Below are 15,609 nucleotides of genomic sequence, written 5' to 3' on the forward strand. Positions count from 1 at the left end.
TTAAACCTGTGGCCGCGCAAGAGCGCCAGGCAGGGGCTTTACAGTGCAATACTTGTCTGCAAAACTTACCCTGAATCTGCCATTGCTTTGCGCCATGCCACATAGACAAAAACATAATGGAGACAACATGAGACAGTTTTTCAAAAGTATCTTCCTCGCCTTATCCCTATCTCTTCTGGCTCAGGGGTCAGCCTTTGCCAGTGATCGCGCAACCGCACAGGAAGCGACGGAGATGATCAAGAAAGTCGTTGCTTTCTATAAAGCCAATGGCCCTGAAAAAACCTATGCCGCCGTCAATGATCCCAAGGGCCAGTTCATTTACAAGGATTTGTATGTATTTGCTGGAGGGGTCAAACCAGGCGGCGTCACTCTGGCTCACGGCGGCAACCCCAAGTTGCTGGGCAAGCCGTTGGGTGAAATGCGCGATGGTGACGGTAAATTCTTCGTCAAGGAAATCAATGAAGTCGCTGCCAGCAAAGCTGGCAAGGGCTGGGTGGACTATAAATGGCCCAACCCTGTGACCAAGGCACTGGAACAAAAAAGCACTTATGTCGAACGGGTAGACGACGTGTATTTTGCTTGCGGTATCTATAAATAATTGAAGCAAAAATCGCGTGCTGCACATAGTGCAGCACGGCCAGCCAACTCACCGCAATAAAATCACGCTCATCACCAGCATCAACATCACCCACACCAGCTTGCTGCGACCAGTGATGAGGCTGAGTGCGATCAAGGCGATGCCAAAGGTCAGCGGGTAAATGCTGTTCAGGTTGGCTGAAAATATGATGCATAAAAGAAGCTGAAAGCCAATGCTGAAGAGCTTGCCATAGCGACGGTCATCGATTTTGCTTTGCTCGACTGCGGTATAGTTGCTTGCGTTTTCATTGTCGCCATTGCGGGTGTCGCCCGGCTGCATAGCCTTGGATAAGGCAGCCGTTTTCTTTTCTTCTTTGGCTGCTTTCTTCACAGCCTTTTTCTCTTCTGCCACTTGCTGCGCAGTTTGCTCCAGCACGGGTGCAGCGGCTTCCTGCGCTTGCCACCAGTCCTGGCCATTTGCTCTTTGCGGTGTTTTGCCGGTGGCGACTTGCTGGCGTAGCGTTGGTCTTGCTGTGCGTGTCACCGACTTTGTTGCTGCATATTGTGCACGCAATGTCTTGATGCTTTGCAGCCAGGGTTGCCCCTTTGCCGGATTGACCATGCAGACGTAACGGGCATAACCTTCCAGCGCCGACAGCACATCGGTATTGCCATTCCAGTGATATCCAGCCGGGCCATTTTTTTCTACCTGGTGCAAGGTGGCGCGGAAGCGGTGCAGGGTTTTGGCATCTATTGTCGGGCTATGGTTGACGACGATGCCGGTGACTTCCTGCTTTTGACTGTGGCGCATGATGTGTTGCTTGTCAGGGTGCAGGGTGAAACCTTCATCAGCAATGATCTGCTTGACGCGCCACAGGAGTTTGCCGACTGGTGGTCGTTCTTTTTGCTTGCTCGAAAACGTCAGGTCATCGGCATAGCGGGTGTACGCGAAACCAAGTTTAGTGGCTGCGGCATGCAGGCGTTTGTCGAGAGTGTGGCATAAAATGTTCGTGATCATGGGGCTGGATGGTGCCCCCTGAGGCAGGCTGCGTTTTTTACCCGCAACAAAATATTTTTGCGTATCAACGCGTACTTCTTCTGTCGCTTGTTCGGTACACAGCAAACCCAGCAGCGTGGCAATCTGGTCACCATAACCCAGGGATTTGAACACACCTTTGACGCGCGGATACTCTATGCTGGGAAAGAAATCTTTCAAGTCGAGATTGATGACCACGGCCTGACCCACGTGCGGCAAGGCATTGCTGAGTATGGAATGCTGCGGCAAAAAACCATGTGCAGCAGGATGGCACGGCACTTTGGCCAGGATATGATCGAGCACCCAATACTGGCAACGCTTGAGACGTGGCATGGGTGCAGAAATAAAGCGCTGGCCACCTGTCTTTTTGGGAATCGCAAAACGCTGATAATGGCTGACCTGGCTGACCTTGCGCTGGAAGCTCATGAAGCGCAGTTCTGACAGCGGTATACCTATGGCAGTCGCCAGGTCCAGGGATTTTTGCAAGGCTGGCAATTGATAACGTGCCAGCTTGTCGGTATTGGTGCTGGTGTAATTCAAACCAGCAGAAACACCCTCGCCCAGATAGCCGATATCGCTCTTGCGTTTTTCTTGCCAGGCCAGCGCCTTGGCATGGCGCAATTGCGCATGCTTTTGTTTGGTCAGTTCACGTTTTTCTTTGGCTGCCGCCATGCGTTGCTTGCGCATGTCGCGTAGTGCTGCTTTGGGGTCTTGCACGCGGCGCAACTGGGCCGTCAGCTCATTCAACTCTTTACTGAGTTCTGCTTCACGTGTGATGAGTTCATCGGTCACCGACGGCTTGCCACTGTCGGCAGGCCAGAAGCCCAGGCGGCGCATCTCTTGCAAGACCACGGCATCTTTGGTGCTGGTGCGCAAGTGGGCATACAATTCATCGCGTGTCATTTGGGACAACGGCTTATCGGATGCTGGCTGGGCGGCTTGTTGTGCGGACTGCTGTTGTTGTGTCATGACGCTGGTCTCTGTTTTCTTTTTGCATGCTGAGGTCAGCATGCAAAAAGAATTCACGTTTTCCGAATAAAACAAAACGGTGAGCCAGACAAAGAAGAAAAACGGCAGGAAGCTCATCGAAGAGCCTTCAGACTGAGAGGCTCCACTCGACGCCGGAAATGACTACCGGCGTAATGGGGTTCACGGAATCCACATCGTCATTGCGCCGGTAGTCATTTCCGGCACAGTGAAGAGAAACTCAGTGATGCATAGCTAAGCAAAGAACATGGATGGCGATACACCATCCGGATTGCAAGAGCCTTCCTGCCCGCACTTATTCTAATGTCTATCTCACCTCCTGTAAATACGAAAAACTGATTAAGCTACTGCGCAGCCGTATTTTGAGCCTGCGATGCTCGCCGTACGTTCGTACGACTGCGCTTCTTAACTCAAACTATGGCCGCTCGCTACGCTTACTCAGCCTTTCTAAAAATGCATTACTTCTTTTATTTCTAAATTCAACGAACTTTTTCAAACGAAAAAATATTGATAGACCCTGAATCAGTCTGTGCAACTTTTCGTTAATAATTCACTGTTTACTATTCGCTATCTGACGTATGGCCAGCATATGTTCGCAAGGCCCTCGGAACATGCGGTTGCGCACGAAATAATCGCAACTGCAATTGCCGTCCACCAGTCTGTCATCATTGTCCAGCCTGATCATGGTCTTGCTGAGTTTCTTGGTGTTGGTGATGCTGGTGCTGACGCTGGCTTTCCATTCAATACCACCGCCGGTAGTGCGGGCAGACTGCAAATCGAGCAAGAGATTTTTATGCACGAGTTGCGCAGCCAGAGCTTCACGTTCGCTGGCGAAGCGCAGGCTGGCAACGTTGATGGGTTCGCGCACCAGATCGCGCCAGCGGGCTACCTGATCCACCGTGTCATACACAACGCGACCCGCTTGCATGAGACCTGTCAGGGCAGATGCCACCAGCTTGCTGTCGAGTTGCAATTGCTGCGCCAGGCTGGCAGTGCTGGCTGACCATTGCGAGGACAAGGCATGCGCCACGGCTTGTGCCGTCGTGTCATCGACATCGAGACGCGGTGCCAGTAAATCAAACTGCCCTGCGCGTGACCAGTCATTGGCTGTCCAGCCAGACAAGCCGAGGGTGTAATCCATGTCAGGCAAATGGGCTATCCAGAAGCTGGGCAAGCCTGTGCCCATGAGCATGACGCTGAACTTGTCGGCAACAGCAATCAGCCTCTCCAGTGTCAGCAAGCGGCGGCGGCCCCATATCCTGACTTCTGCCGCCTCTTTTCCAGTGAACACAGAACGCTGGCAAACGAGTTTGATACCCCAGGGTTCAAACAGCATGGTGATGGGTTGCCCCGGCTCAAGGATGAAGCGTATCGAGCGCGGCCCAACTCGCTCCGTCTTGCGGCGCAGGATGTGGCAAATGCTGTGCACGTCCATGGGATGCAAGTCCAGCTTGTGGGCAGGGAGCGACATGGCAGTGCTGACTTGCAGGAAGCCACGCATCCAGCTATCAGGCAAGTCTATTTTGGCTTCATGGTATTGTTCGTCATGGCCAGTCTGTACCTGGAAACCATCTGCCTGGATTTCAAAGCGGGTTTCTTTGTAGGCGCGTATCTTTTGAAACTCATCATACAGGGCAGATGAATAATCGATATTGGTGGTGCCGCAGGCAAATTCACCCAGGTGTTTGAACACATTGTGGCGGCAACTCAGGCTGGCATAGGTCGATTCATCACGGCTAAAGCATTCAAAGAAAACCTTGTCAGGGTGCACTGTGATGACAGGGTCAAGCACGATCCACATATCGCGGTTTTCTTTGTACAGGTAATCAAAATATTCACGCTGTGCCTTGTAGAAAGGCTTGATTACTTCTGCTTTTTTATTTTGTACCTTGGTCAGTTCTGCGCGCACAGGGGCGATTTTTTCACGCAAGTCTTTTTCCTGCGCCATAAAGTCTGCCAGCAGGCTGGCCTCATTCTCTGCCAGCCAGGCGAAATAGGCTGTCCTGTCCTTGGGTTGGGTGCGCAGGTCAGACACCACTACGTCATGCATGGCGCTGATGGCTTCGCGGTAGGCCAGCGCCAGCGTCGGTTGCAGGGTCGCGGCGAAATAGGTGGGCGTGCGCAGGGTATCCGGTGCGAACTGCATGCTGGTGGCAGTGGCACTGTCATTTACCTGGCTATTGCCAAAGTAGCGGTATTCAAACTTCATACAGACTCCGCAGAAATAGTGGCTGCATCCTGGTGCAAACGTGGGGCAACAAGCTGCATCGGCCAGTCACTTGAATCAGCCAGGGCCGGATACGCGGCCTGTAATTGTGTCAGGCCCAGGATGTACTGCGCCTTGTCCTGTATCGCCACAGTGAGTACCTGGCGGGTAAAAATCCTGGCAACAAATTGCGCATGACCTTCAGACAGCAAGCCCTGCTCCTGCAAGAAGCGGATCACGCGATTCTTGACGGTGCGTGCCTTGTTCACATGCGACAAGACGCTGAGGAAATAAGGCTGCAATTGCTGAAGATGTTGCAGCGCCAGCAGCTTGTCAACATTCGCCTGCACACTTTGCTCCAGCCATTGGCTGACAAATAACTGCATGCTTGCCGAGGGATGCTGGGAGAGGCTCAAGACATACTCTGCCGCATCTTCCATCCTGAAATGGCGGGTGATCAATTGTCTGCCCAGTCTTTGTACCGCAGCTTGCGAGTGGTCACACAGGGCCAACAACTGGCTCAGTGACCATTCATCTGCACTAATATGACTGGTGAAATACTCAACTGCAAAGCTGCGGGTTTCTGGCCAGCGGGTATCAAGTATGCGTAAGGCATCATTGAGATGCTGACGCACTTCTGGCAGGTGCTGAGTAAAATGATGTTGTGCTTGCAGCCTGACCTGCAAGACCGCATGCTTGCCCAGCGTGGCCCATTGCAAGACGCTAAGACTGGCAGCCAGTCCACCCTGCTCTTGCTTCAGTAACATGGCACCCAGTTCCTGCGCGCCTTTGCTGCGGGCTTGCAACAAGCGCCATTGCACATCGACTGGCAGGGCCAGGGTCGCTGCCAGCAAGGGGCCGCTGCACCAGTTGATGATGTCGGCATGCACACTGTCTTCGCCATCGGCATTGTCGCTGCGGAAAATCACGTCGATGAAGTGGGCCAATAGCTTGTCAGAAAACTCAGGATAGACAGCAAGCTGGCTGATCACAGGCGTCATGGCAGCGCGCACACGCGCATCCAGCGCTGTTGCCAGGGTGGCCACCAGATCGGGCTGCTGAAGCAATACGTCGGCTGGCAAGGCAGCAAACAAGCGGCTGCCCAGGCTTTGCCTGCCTGCATCCGCATCTTGCAACAGATCGCGCAGTGTCAGTGGGGAGACATGGGCGATGCCCGCAGGGTGAGCCAGCAAGATATCGGTTGCCAGGGCCTGTTGCCAATAATGCGTAGATTTGAGCAAATCGCACCAGACGGCAATGTCATGGTCAGGCAATTGTGCCACCTGCTCTGACAGCACATTCTGGATCAGCCATTGCAGGTCATCGCGCGCAGCATCTGCCTGGTTCGATGGCACTGTCGCCATTCTTGCCCATATGGACAGACGGCTCAGGATGATTTGTCGTGTCGCAACTGTCGCACTATGCGCCAGCAAGCGGCAAGTTTCGCGCACGCCTTGTGACGGGCTGGTGATCATTGCCACGATCAAACCAGGCTCTTGCGCATACAGTTCTGGCGTCTTGCGGATAAAGCCCAGCGCAAAGTCAGCGGCAGGCTGATAATCCGTTGCCAACAAAATCATCAGCCAGTTGAGGTCCGGGGTTTGATGTGCGAAGCGTTGCCGGATAGCTGCAAAAGCAAATTCCTGCGTCGGCAGATAGGCACTTTGCAGCAGCTCTTGCAATTGCTCAGCACTTAATTGCAGGCAAAAACCCTGGTTGTCTATCAGGGCGCGGGCGGCAAACACATGCACGCCAAGACAAAGGCTGTGTTGCAGCAGGTAGAGCAATTTTTCTGGTGCAGCATCCCATAGTTGCGGGAAGGCTTCCTGTCGTTTTGTGCGTGCCGGATAGGCCAGGTCTTCGGTCGTCGCTGGCATCCACCATTTGAGTGCGGTACGGCTGGTTTTGACATCGCTGTCATGCTGATGGACTAGCTGGTTGAAGACCATCCAGCTGGCATAGGGGCTCAAATAGCGCAGCTCAGTTTCATACGACCGCGTCAGGCGATTCCATTCCACCAGCCTTTGTATCTGTGCCTTGCCTGCATGTGCATCATCACAGGCCAGCAATACGCCTGTCGCCATACTGACAAAATCGGCACTACCCAATTCACCCAGGCGACGCAGGGTGCGCCAGGTGCGACGGCGCAGGTAGTCGCGCGTCAGGCTGGAATATGCAACTCTGGTGTGAGGCTTTTTTACTTCATCGGCATAGCGGACATAGCGCCTTTCCAGATACACAGAACTGGTATTGGAACTGAGCAAAAACAAAGGCCAGGCTTTTTCAAAGCGCTGGTGCAGGATGCCAAACAGCTCGGCATCAGCACGGAATTCTGCACTCTTGTACAAATGCCGGAAAGCGCGGAAGACCAGCACATTCACTGACAAGTTGTTCAACTGTTGCAGCAGCAAGGGGCGCGCCAGCGGCGAGATGCCTGCCTGGGCAATCATGTCAAGTTGCTCAAGCCAGTCATCATGACGCCAGGCTTGCCAGGTTTTTGCGGCGGGCAAGGCCAGCAAGACTTCATCCATTCCTGCTTGCAGGCTGGGCGCGCGCTCCGCCTTTTTCCAGGCGCCTTGCAAATCCGCAGGCCATAGTGCCAGCAAGCTTAACGCATAGTCGCGAGTCTCTTCCGGTGTCGCCAAAGCCAGCCAGGCTTGCAAGGCCATGTGTTTGACATGGGCGACTTTGGAACGCTGGCTCAGTTCCTGCATGGCGATTTTTGCGCCAGCATCACCGCAGCGGCCTATGGCATAGGCGATGCAATAATCGAGCATGGCATCAGCGCTCTGAAGCAATTCAAGCAGGCGCGGCACCGCTCCCTGCAAGCGGCGTTCACCTATACGCCATACAGTGCGCGTGCGCTCTTTGCCCGACATGCCTGACCAGGCACGAGTGGGCAAACGGTCCAACAGGATTTTTTCCTGGCCAGATACCGTTGTTGGTCTGGTGATTTTTTGTGCCAGGGTTTGTGAAGAGTGTCCCCACTGCATGGCGTGACTCGGAGCAGGATTGGGAGCACTGGAGGAATTGGGCGCAGTAGCAGCAGTATCGACAAAGCCTTGTTCCAGCTTGCTGGACAGCACCTGGGCAAACAGGGTTTCTGCCTGAATGAGCGTGACGGGAAAAGGGGTTTTACTGCTTTCCTGCCATTCGGCATCGGGATGACCTTCACGCACATTCACCAGATAGACAGGTGCCGCTTCTGTACTTTGCGGTGCCAGTGACAACTCGATCTCGCAATGCCGCTCTGTCGGCTGCACGCGCACCAGCTTCACCAATTTAATCATGCCTTGCATAGCCACGCTCCGGAAAATATCAGCCACCGGAATCGCAAATCCTATTCAGCATTTCCGGCATCATAAAGAAAAACATTATGACATCGTTTATTTCGGTGACAATACATACTTACGTTTGGCTACAAAGACAAATTTTGCTCTTTACACACTGTCACCTGCCATTAAAATCTGCATGCTAGAATGAGCTGAAGGTTCATCCATCAGCATCACATTATTCTTTCCGCGAGGAACATATGCACTATCGTCTGATCTGCCGCAATGAAAAAAAGGAAGTCATCAAATCCACGGAAGCAGGTGATGATTTCATGGCCGCCGTCAGCCAGGGTGCGCATTTGCGCCACGAGTTGAATGCGGCTTATCAGGTTGACCTGATCTCGGTCACCCATGATGGTGAAGAACATAAACTGGCGCAGCTTGGCGGATTTGCCTGAAGCTGCCCATGAGTCATCAAGATACCGTATTGATATTGCAGGGCGGCGGCGCTCTGGGGGCCTATCAGGCTGGCGTATATCAGCAATTGCATGAAGCAAAAACGCCGCTGGACTGGATCATCGGCACCTCTATCGGCGCCATCAACAGCGCGCTGATTGCGGGCAACCCGCCCGAAAAACGCGTTGCTCAGATGCGGGCCTTCTGGGACAGCCTGGCACCTGATGCCTTGCATCGTGGCAGCTTCTGGCCCGCCATGTCGCCGTGGGTGAATCTCACCAATAATTTCAACACGCTGTCGGCATTGACTCAGGGCGTCAGCGGTTTCTTCAAACCGCGCTTTGGTGCAGTATGGGATATCAATGCCCAAGTACCAATCGATCAAGCCGGGTTTTACGATACCTCTCCCCTCAAGACCACGCTGGAAAAATATGTGGACTTTGATTACCTCAATGAGGGCCCGATACGTGTCAGCATTTGCGCCGTCGATATCGACAATGGTCAGGGCGTGGTATTTGATAGCAGAGAAGAACGCCTGTATCCCGAGCACATCATGGCCAGTGGTGCTTTGCCACCTGGCTTCCCCCCAGTCAAAATTGGTGAGCGTGCATACTGGGATGGTGGCGTCTATTCAAACACGCCACTCGATGTGTTTCTTGAAGAAGAAAGAAATGCAGATGCCCTGTGCTTCATGATTGATCTCTGGGACCCTACCGAAACCCGGCCAGCATCCATCGCCGCAGCCATGACACGCTATAAAAGCATACAGTACGCCAGCCGCTCCAAAGAGCAATTGCTGACCCACCAAAAACTGCAAGACATGCAGCGCGCCATACGGGTACTGACACAGGCATTGCCAGCGGCTGCACGCCAAAATCCCGAACTGAAGCCACTGATGGCCATGGGCTGTGACCACACCATCAATGTCGTCCATCTCATTATGAAGGCACTGCCCGACGATCATTATTTCAAGGATGTGGATTTCAGTACTAGCACCATGCAAACTCGCTGGGCTGCCGGTGTACACGACTGCCAGCGCGCACTGCGCCACAAGTCATGGCTAAAGCCCTTGCCACCGCATGCGGGGCTGGTGATACATGAGTTGGAGCAAGAGTAAGCTGATCGATTTTTTCAGCTGATTTTTTTCATTTGGATCACGTCAAACAAAGGAGCCACACATGCCTGCAAGCGATCGCACTACCTGGGACTTTTTGGCCGATACCTACTGGTATGTCACTTACCCTGACCTGCCAGCATTGAAGTTTTCAGCCAGCGACAATGTACTGAGCTGGACTGGCGACCAGACGGTCTGGCATATCTCTGGCTATAAGAACGGCTATTTCTGGGGTGTATCATCAGCCCTGATGTTTGATCCAGAATCCAGCAGCAGAACCCAGTCACCGAATCAGCGCAGCTTGGTGGGCACAGTGACCGCGAATGGTCAGGTGCAAATCAGTTTTATCGGTAATAAGCGTTTTCAGGAAACAGTGACTGGTTTTGGCCACATGAGCAAACTCGAAGAGCAATGGGTTTTCCAGATGCAGATGGCAACCTCATCTGACAACCCGACTCTGCACTGGGCAAATATGATGCAAACCACCAAAGCTGATCCAAGCTGGCACAAATTGCCTGGCGTGAATTGCTCGGTAGAAGACATGCTTGAAGGGGCAAGTTATCCGCAATTTGATGACAAGTAGGCCGCTTTTCATTTGACCCTACAAGCTGCCCCCCCCCCCTTAAGCAACATTGCAATCATCCCCCCTCTCGTTAAAGCGGCAGGGGGTAGTGTCTTTACGCAGTACGCTTGCGCAAATGATGCAAGGCTAATGCTAACTGCGTGCCGACGACTGCATTGTTCTTGACCAGGGCGATATTGGTTTCCAGGCTGCGGCCTTCTGTCATTTGCTTGATGCGGTTCAGCAGGAAAGGCGTGATGGCCTTGCCAGTGATGTCCATCTCGTCTGCCAGTTGCAGTGCTTTTTGCGTGATGGATTCAATTTCTTCCTTAGGCATGGCAGATTCTACCGGCACTGGGTTGGCGATGACGATGCCACCGTCCAATCCCAGACTCCATTTGGCGTGGATGAACTCGGCCTGTTGTTCTGCCGTGTCGAGCTGGAAGTCTGCCCGGTAGCCACTGTCTGCAGTAAAGAAAGCCGGGAAGGATGGCTGGCCTACACTGACCACGGGCACACCATGGGTTTCCAGGTATTCCAGCGTCAGGCCGATGTCGAGTATGGATTTGGCACCGGCGCAGACCACGGCAACCGAGGTGCGTGCCAGCTCTTGCAAATCTGCAGAGATATCGAAACTGGTTTCTGCACCGCGGTGTACACCGCCTATGCCGCCGGTGACGAATACTTCTATGCCTGCCAGTGCAGCGCAGATCATGGTGGCAGCAACTGTTGTGGCACCGAGCTTGTTACTGGTCAGTGCATAGGCCAGGTCACGGCGACTGACTTTCATGGCGTCTGGCGAATTACCCAGCAGTTCCAGTTCTTCTTCATTCAAGCCGATGTGGATCTTGCCGTTCATGATGGCAATGGTGGCAGGCACGGCACCGCCGTCACGGATGATTTGTTCCAGCTCGCGCGCGGTCTGCACGTTTTGCGGATAAGGCATACCGTGCGAGATGATGGTGGATTCCAGCGCAACCAAAGGCTTGGCGGCCAGGCGGGCGGCACGGACTTCATCGGACAACACTAAATATGATTGCATGATATTTTTCCTTTTAGGTGATGCAGGCTCATCCTGCATCAGACTTCTTCAAAAATAGTCGGGCTGATCGCCGCCGCCACTGTCGCATCACTTTCCAGCGTCAGTCTGGCGAGCGTCAAGCCATATTCACAAGCCAGGCCCAGATCATCTGGCGTGCGGCACAAAGACCAGGCCACGCCTGCGGCAAAGGCATCACCTGCGCCCGTGGCATCACGTACACTTGCTGCAGGTGCTGGCAGGTGCTGCATGCCATGCACTGCTTCACTGGCCGTATAAGTCACCCCCTCGCCCCCCATGGTGACGATGACATCCTGCACGCCGCGCTGTTGCAATTGCTGGCAGGCGGTACGCAGTTCTGCTGGCCCTGCAATAGAGAGGCCGGTTGCAGCCATCAGTTCACCCCGGTTCAACACCAGCAGGCGCAAGCCGCGCAAATCTTGCGGCAGGCGCGCCATCTTGGGTTCTGACACGGCCACCATCATCAGCGGCATGGCTTGCTGATATGCTTCTTGCAATAACAAGCCTATGCTATCTGTGGGCAAATTCAAGTCGGCAATGGTAAATGCTGCATGGCCGCGCTGCGGCTGGCGGCTTTGCAAGTAATCTGGCGTCAGGGCTTCGCAGCATTCCATATGCGCAAGCGCCAGCACCATGTCGCCCTCATCATTGAGCAAGGCGGTATAGCTGCCGCTATGCATGCCCGCCGCCTGCAAGCAGGCTTTAACGTCGATACCAACAGATTGCGCATGGTCAAGCATGCTGCGCCCGGCAGCATCGTCACCCACCGCACATAGCAGACGAGTGGGCATACCCAGGCGCGCCAGGTTCTCGGCAATATTGCGGGCAACGCCACCAAAAGCCTCATGCTGGCTGACAGGGTTGGAGGTACCCATCTGCACCGGCCCCAGCGTGCGCAATTTGCGGTCTATATTCGCCCCGCCTATGCAAACGACAGGCCGCTGATCAGGCAAGACATAAGCCCGCCCCAGCAGGCGCTTGTCACGGATCAGGGCAGCAATATGCCCGGCCACGGCAGAACGCGACAAACCCAACTGGTCTGCCAGGTCTTGCTGCGAAATAAAGGGCTGGGCAGCGATGAGCTGGTAAAGCTGTTCTTTTTTGGAGGCGGGCTGTGTCATGCTGTTATTTATCTATACAACAATTAAAACAATTGTTTTTAATGATAAACATTTGTCTTATCAATGTCAAACGATGGCATGAAACTGTCAGGGGATTTGCAGAAATGCAGGGGCAACCCATTTAGCGGTGGCTAACAAAACAAATGCGCTTCATCTGGGCATCTGTTTTTTTCCTCTGCATACTTCCTCAAAAAACTGGCTTGCCTTTAAAGCTGTCCATCGACCAATTTGACCGCTTTTTTTCTCGTCTTCTTTTTCGACTTACCTGTCAGGCGAGCATACATATGCATGGTCGCCCCTTGAAGTTCAGGCTCCAGCTCAGTCAGCATGTCCTCTTGACCTTCCAGCGCCGCCTCGAACGCCAGTATCAATGGGCGGGCATGTTTTTCGTAATCGAGATTGCGCATTTTATCGAGGACGAGTGCGGCAGAATTTGGCGTTTTTAGTGCAGTCACAAGAAAATTCTCAACAAATTCTGTGCTGAGCAATGCATTGATACGTCTTTCCAAATCTCCTGGAATGTCTTGCTGACCAGTCTCGTATTCAGCATCCAATGCTTCCATGACATGAGATCTGATCTCCTTGCCTTGAGACTCATCGATGCGATTGCTTGTAGTCACCGCACTCGTCCCGCTCCCCTCTTTCGACATCGCCTGCAATTCTTCCTGCTCATACATCGCCTCAAAAAACTTCACCAGTGAAATCACATTCTGGCGTATGCGGCGCGTCGCGCGCATTTGTAGCCAGAGGCGGAACATTTGTTCGGTGATGCGGTATTGGGTGCGGCCATGGGCGGGGGATTTTTCTACCAGGCCTTCGTTTTCCAGCAGGCTCAACTGTGCCGAAATGCTGGTGGTTGGCAGGTCGGTGTAGCTGGCGATTTCTGCGGCAGTGTGGCCAAAGCGCAAACCCAGCTTGGCATCGTTTACCGCCAATGCATGCATGATGACCTGGGCTTGCTCTGACAGGTCTTCTATGCGGGCCTTGTAGTAAGGCGTGGTGATGTCCATCAGGCGTTCAAAGTCTTCTACTGCGCGGCTGTTGGGGCCGCTGCGCAGCAGTTCAAAAATCAGGCCCAGGGCGCGTGGGTTGCCGCCTGTCAGTTCATACAGGGCTTCAACCCGTGCGGGATTGGTGCGCAGGCGCTCTTTCACTTCTGGCTGGTTTTGTGCATCAGCCAGATGTTCAAGCACGCTGTGCACTTCATCCAGGCTGAGTTTGCCCAAACGCTTGGGCAAGAAAAAATCATAGAATGCCTTGTCGTAATCAATGAAGGCATCGGACAGACGTACAGAACCGCCGATGACAATAGGCGAGGTGGTGGTGGACAGCGCTTCGCGCAAGGCCCAGTAGGCGGGCGAATGCGGGTCTTTGAGTTTGCGGCCAGATTTGTCGATACGATCAAAAACCATGTCAAGATTATCGACCAGCATCACGGGGCGTTTTTCCAGCTGGGCGCAGGTGTCTTGCAACAGCTTGAAACCAGCATCGGCTACCAGTTTGCTTTTGTCGCCCTGCTTGCGAATCTGGTCTATAGCCTGCAAGAGTTTTTCTGCTTCATGGCCTTGCTCAAGATAGTCAAGTTCATCGGCCAGGGCTTCACATGCCGCCCACCAAAAATCTGAGAGATTTTTTACCTGGTATAACTCTTCTGGAAAAGACAGGGCAAGCAAGTGATTACTTAAATCCGGCTCGCGGCGTATGGCGACAGCCAGGCGCTTCAATAATGTGGTCTTGCCTGCGCCGCGCACGCCTACTAGCAGGTAATGCTGGACATTGCCTTGCAAGGGCGCGCGCGCCAGTTCTGCGCGCATGAATGCAAAATCATTTTGGCGGGCAACAAAGCTGGCCAGCAAGGCTTCTTCACTGAGCCAGTCGGGATTGTAGTGATGGCTGATCACAGTGAATTCCTTCTGAGCCACCAGCGCCTCAAAGGCTCAAGATGAAAGCGATAGCGTTTGTTGCCTGAGCTTTCGTCTGGCCACCAGTAGGCATCTCTTTGCAGGATGTCGCGCAGGTTGATGAACATTTCTCTTTGCTTTTCTGTGCTGTCGTTTGGCATACGGCCTTCCAGATGGATCAGCATGTTTTCTGGGCGGGCACCTGTCGCATCCTGAGCAGCAAGACTTAACAGTGCAATGGCATGGGCTGCCTGGGCGGCCCCCAGTTGCAGTGCGAGCCTTTGTTCCCAGTGATGAAAGTCATTGTCTGAACCTGGTTGCACCATGTCGTTCATGGCTGGTTCTATCTGGCTGATGATGTCAGCGACTGTAGCAGTGTTAGCATTGGTGCTGAGATTGGCACTGACACGTTGGCGCAAGTAGTGGAAAGCCTTTTGCAAATAGTAAGGTTGCGCCCATTGCACGGCAGCCACGAGTTTGCGGGCGGCTTCGTTGTCGAGTGCCAGTTGATAACGCTCAGCCAGTTTGAGCAACATGGCAATGGCGACGTCTTCTGTGAAGGCGGCCAGATGCTGATGATTCAGGCTATTGATAGTATCGGCCATACCATGTTGCTGGACCAGGGTATCAAGCCCCACCGAGCCAGACACCAGCCATCTTACCGAGTGCGAGCCAGGCAGCGCACGCACATCATTGCGGAACCAGTCAAGAAAACGGCGCACTCGCTTGACGCCGCCTGGCGTGTCATTGCGTATCATATTGAAGAGCATGATGGGCAGCTCATCGATGTAGACCAGCCAGGGCTGGTCAGCCTGCATCAGAAGGCGCAATAAGTCATTACCGAGGTGTATCCAGTCTTCACTGGCAGGCGCAGCCAGGTCAACGCTGGCGGTGCCAGCACCTGTCACCGCGATCTTGATAGACTTGATGCGGGTGCTGATGGCATCAAAGGTGGCGGCAAACTTGTCTTTGATCTTGCTGCCAAGCGAGGCCATTTCAGGTGCCAGGGCCGAGTGCAGCTTTTCCAGAAAAGCCAGCTCGTCTTCACAAGAGGCGACATTGATTTCTATCGCATGCCAGTTGCTGGCTTTGACATGCGCCATGACAGCGCGGCAAATCGACGTCTTGCCAATGCGACGTGGGCCAAGTAGCAAAATATCATCATTCCTGAGGATGTCGGCAAGCCGCCCTACTTCTGTACTGCGCCCAAAGAAGTTTTCGCCTTCGACCGGTGTACCTGCAATGTTATCCATGAAGTTCGCCCTGGAATTCAGATAGAGTCAATGCACTAAGAAAATTTAGCGCTAAATAATCATAG

General features: G+C 53.5%; 11 protein-coding genes. 4 read left to right on the forward strand and 7 right to left on the reverse strand.

Annotation, left to right across the window (positions count from 1 at the left end; genetic code table 11):
• Positions 1–127 precede the first annotated feature (127 nt).
• Positions 128–598 carry a cache domain-containing protein gene (locus H8L47_RS23550; RefSeq protein ID WP_186956049.1) on the forward strand — a complete coding sequence of 157 codons (471 nt, stop codon included), beginning with the start codon at positions 128–130 and terminating at the stop codon, positions 596–598.
• Between the two features lie 48 nt (positions 599–646).
• On the opposite strand, the gene H8L47_RS23555 is transcribed toward H8L47_RS23550, so the two are convergent.
• From H8L47_RS23555 to H8L47_RS23565, 3 genes are all read right to left on the reverse strand, one after another.
• Positions 647–2,581 carry a reverse transcriptase family protein gene (locus tag H8L47_RS23555; protein WP_186956050.1) on the reverse strand — a complete coding sequence of 645 codons (1,935 nt, stop codon included), beginning with the start codon at positions 2,579–2,581 and terminating at the stop codon, positions 647–649.
• A 568-nt stretch (positions 2,582–3,149) separates the two neighbouring features.
• Positions 3,150–4,808 carry an SWIM zinc finger family protein gene (locus tag H8L47_RS23560; protein ID WP_186956051.1) on the reverse strand — a complete coding sequence of 553 codons (1,659 nt, stop codon included), beginning with the start codon at positions 4,806–4,808 and terminating at the stop codon, positions 3,150–3,152.
• Positions 4,805–8,104 (reverse strand): hypothetical protein, encoded by a 3,300-nt coding sequence (locus tag H8L47_RS23565; RefSeq protein ID WP_186956052.1) that lies wholly within the window; start codon positions 8,102–8,104, stop codon positions 4,805–4,807. The genes H8L47_RS23560 and H8L47_RS23565 overlap by 4 nt, the downstream gene beginning before the upstream one ends.
• Before the next feature lie 233 nt (positions 8,105–8,337).
• Between H8L47_RS23565 and H8L47_RS23570 the strand changes: the two genes are divergently transcribed.
• The 3 genes from H8L47_RS23570 to H8L47_RS23580 all read left to right on the forward strand — a co-directional run bounded on the left by H8L47_RS23570 (position 8,338) and on the right by H8L47_RS23580 (position 10,230).
• On the forward strand, positions 8,338–8,535 hold the full coding sequence (locus H8L47_RS23570) for a hypothetical protein (protein WP_186956053.1): 198 nt from the start codon (positions 8,338–8,340) through the stop codon (positions 8,533–8,535).
• A gap of 8 nt (positions 8,536–8,543) precedes the next feature.
• Positions 8,544–9,650: a patatin-like phospholipase family protein gene (locus tag H8L47_RS23575; RefSeq protein ID WP_186956054.1), complete on the forward strand. Its 1,107-nt coding sequence runs from the start codon at positions 8,544–8,546 to the stop codon at positions 9,648–9,650.
• Between the two features lie 61 nt (positions 9,651–9,711).
• Positions 9,712–10,230 (forward strand): hypothetical protein, encoded by a 519-nt coding sequence (locus H8L47_RS23580; RefSeq protein ID WP_186956055.1) that lies wholly within the window; start codon positions 9,712–9,714, stop codon positions 10,228–10,230.
• Positions 10,231–10,324: 94 nt separating this feature from the next.
• Here H8L47_RS23580 and H8L47_RS23585 read toward each other — a convergent pair whose 3' ends face one another.
• The 4 genes from H8L47_RS23585 to H8L47_RS23600 all read right to left on the reverse strand — a co-directional run bounded on the left by H8L47_RS23585 (position 10,325) and on the right by H8L47_RS23600 (position 15,544).
• The gene (locus H8L47_RS23585; RefSeq protein ID WP_186956056.1) at positions 10,325–11,251 is read right to left on the reverse strand and encodes a pseudouridine-5'-phosphate glycosidase; all 927 of its coding nucleotides are present in this window, start codon (positions 11,249–11,251) and stop codon (positions 10,325–10,327) included.
• A gap of 38 nt (positions 11,252–11,289) precedes the next feature.
• Complete coding sequence (locus H8L47_RS23590) at positions 11,290–12,390, reverse strand: PfkB family carbohydrate kinase (RefSeq protein ID WP_186956057.1); 1,101 nt, start codon at positions 12,388–12,390, stop codon at positions 11,290–11,292.
• A gap of 206 nt (positions 12,391–12,596) precedes the next feature.
• Entirely contained in the window at positions 12,597–14,291 is a 1,695-nt protein-coding gene (locus tag H8L47_RS23595; protein ID WP_186956059.1) for an ATP-binding protein, read from the reverse strand.
• Positions 14,288–15,544 carry an ATP-binding protein gene (locus H8L47_RS23600; protein ID WP_186956060.1) on the reverse strand — a complete coding sequence of 419 codons (1,257 nt, stop codon included), beginning with the start codon at positions 15,542–15,544 and terminating at the stop codon, positions 14,288–14,290. The genes H8L47_RS23595 and H8L47_RS23600 overlap by 4 nt, the downstream gene beginning before the upstream one ends.
• Between the last annotated feature and the right edge of the window lie 65 nt (positions 15,545–15,609).

It is taken from the genome of Undibacterium umbellatum, assembly GCF_014284125.1.
GTDB lineage: Bacteria > Pseudomonadota > Gammaproteobacteria > Burkholderiales > Burkholderiaceae_D > Undibacterium > Undibacterium umbellatum.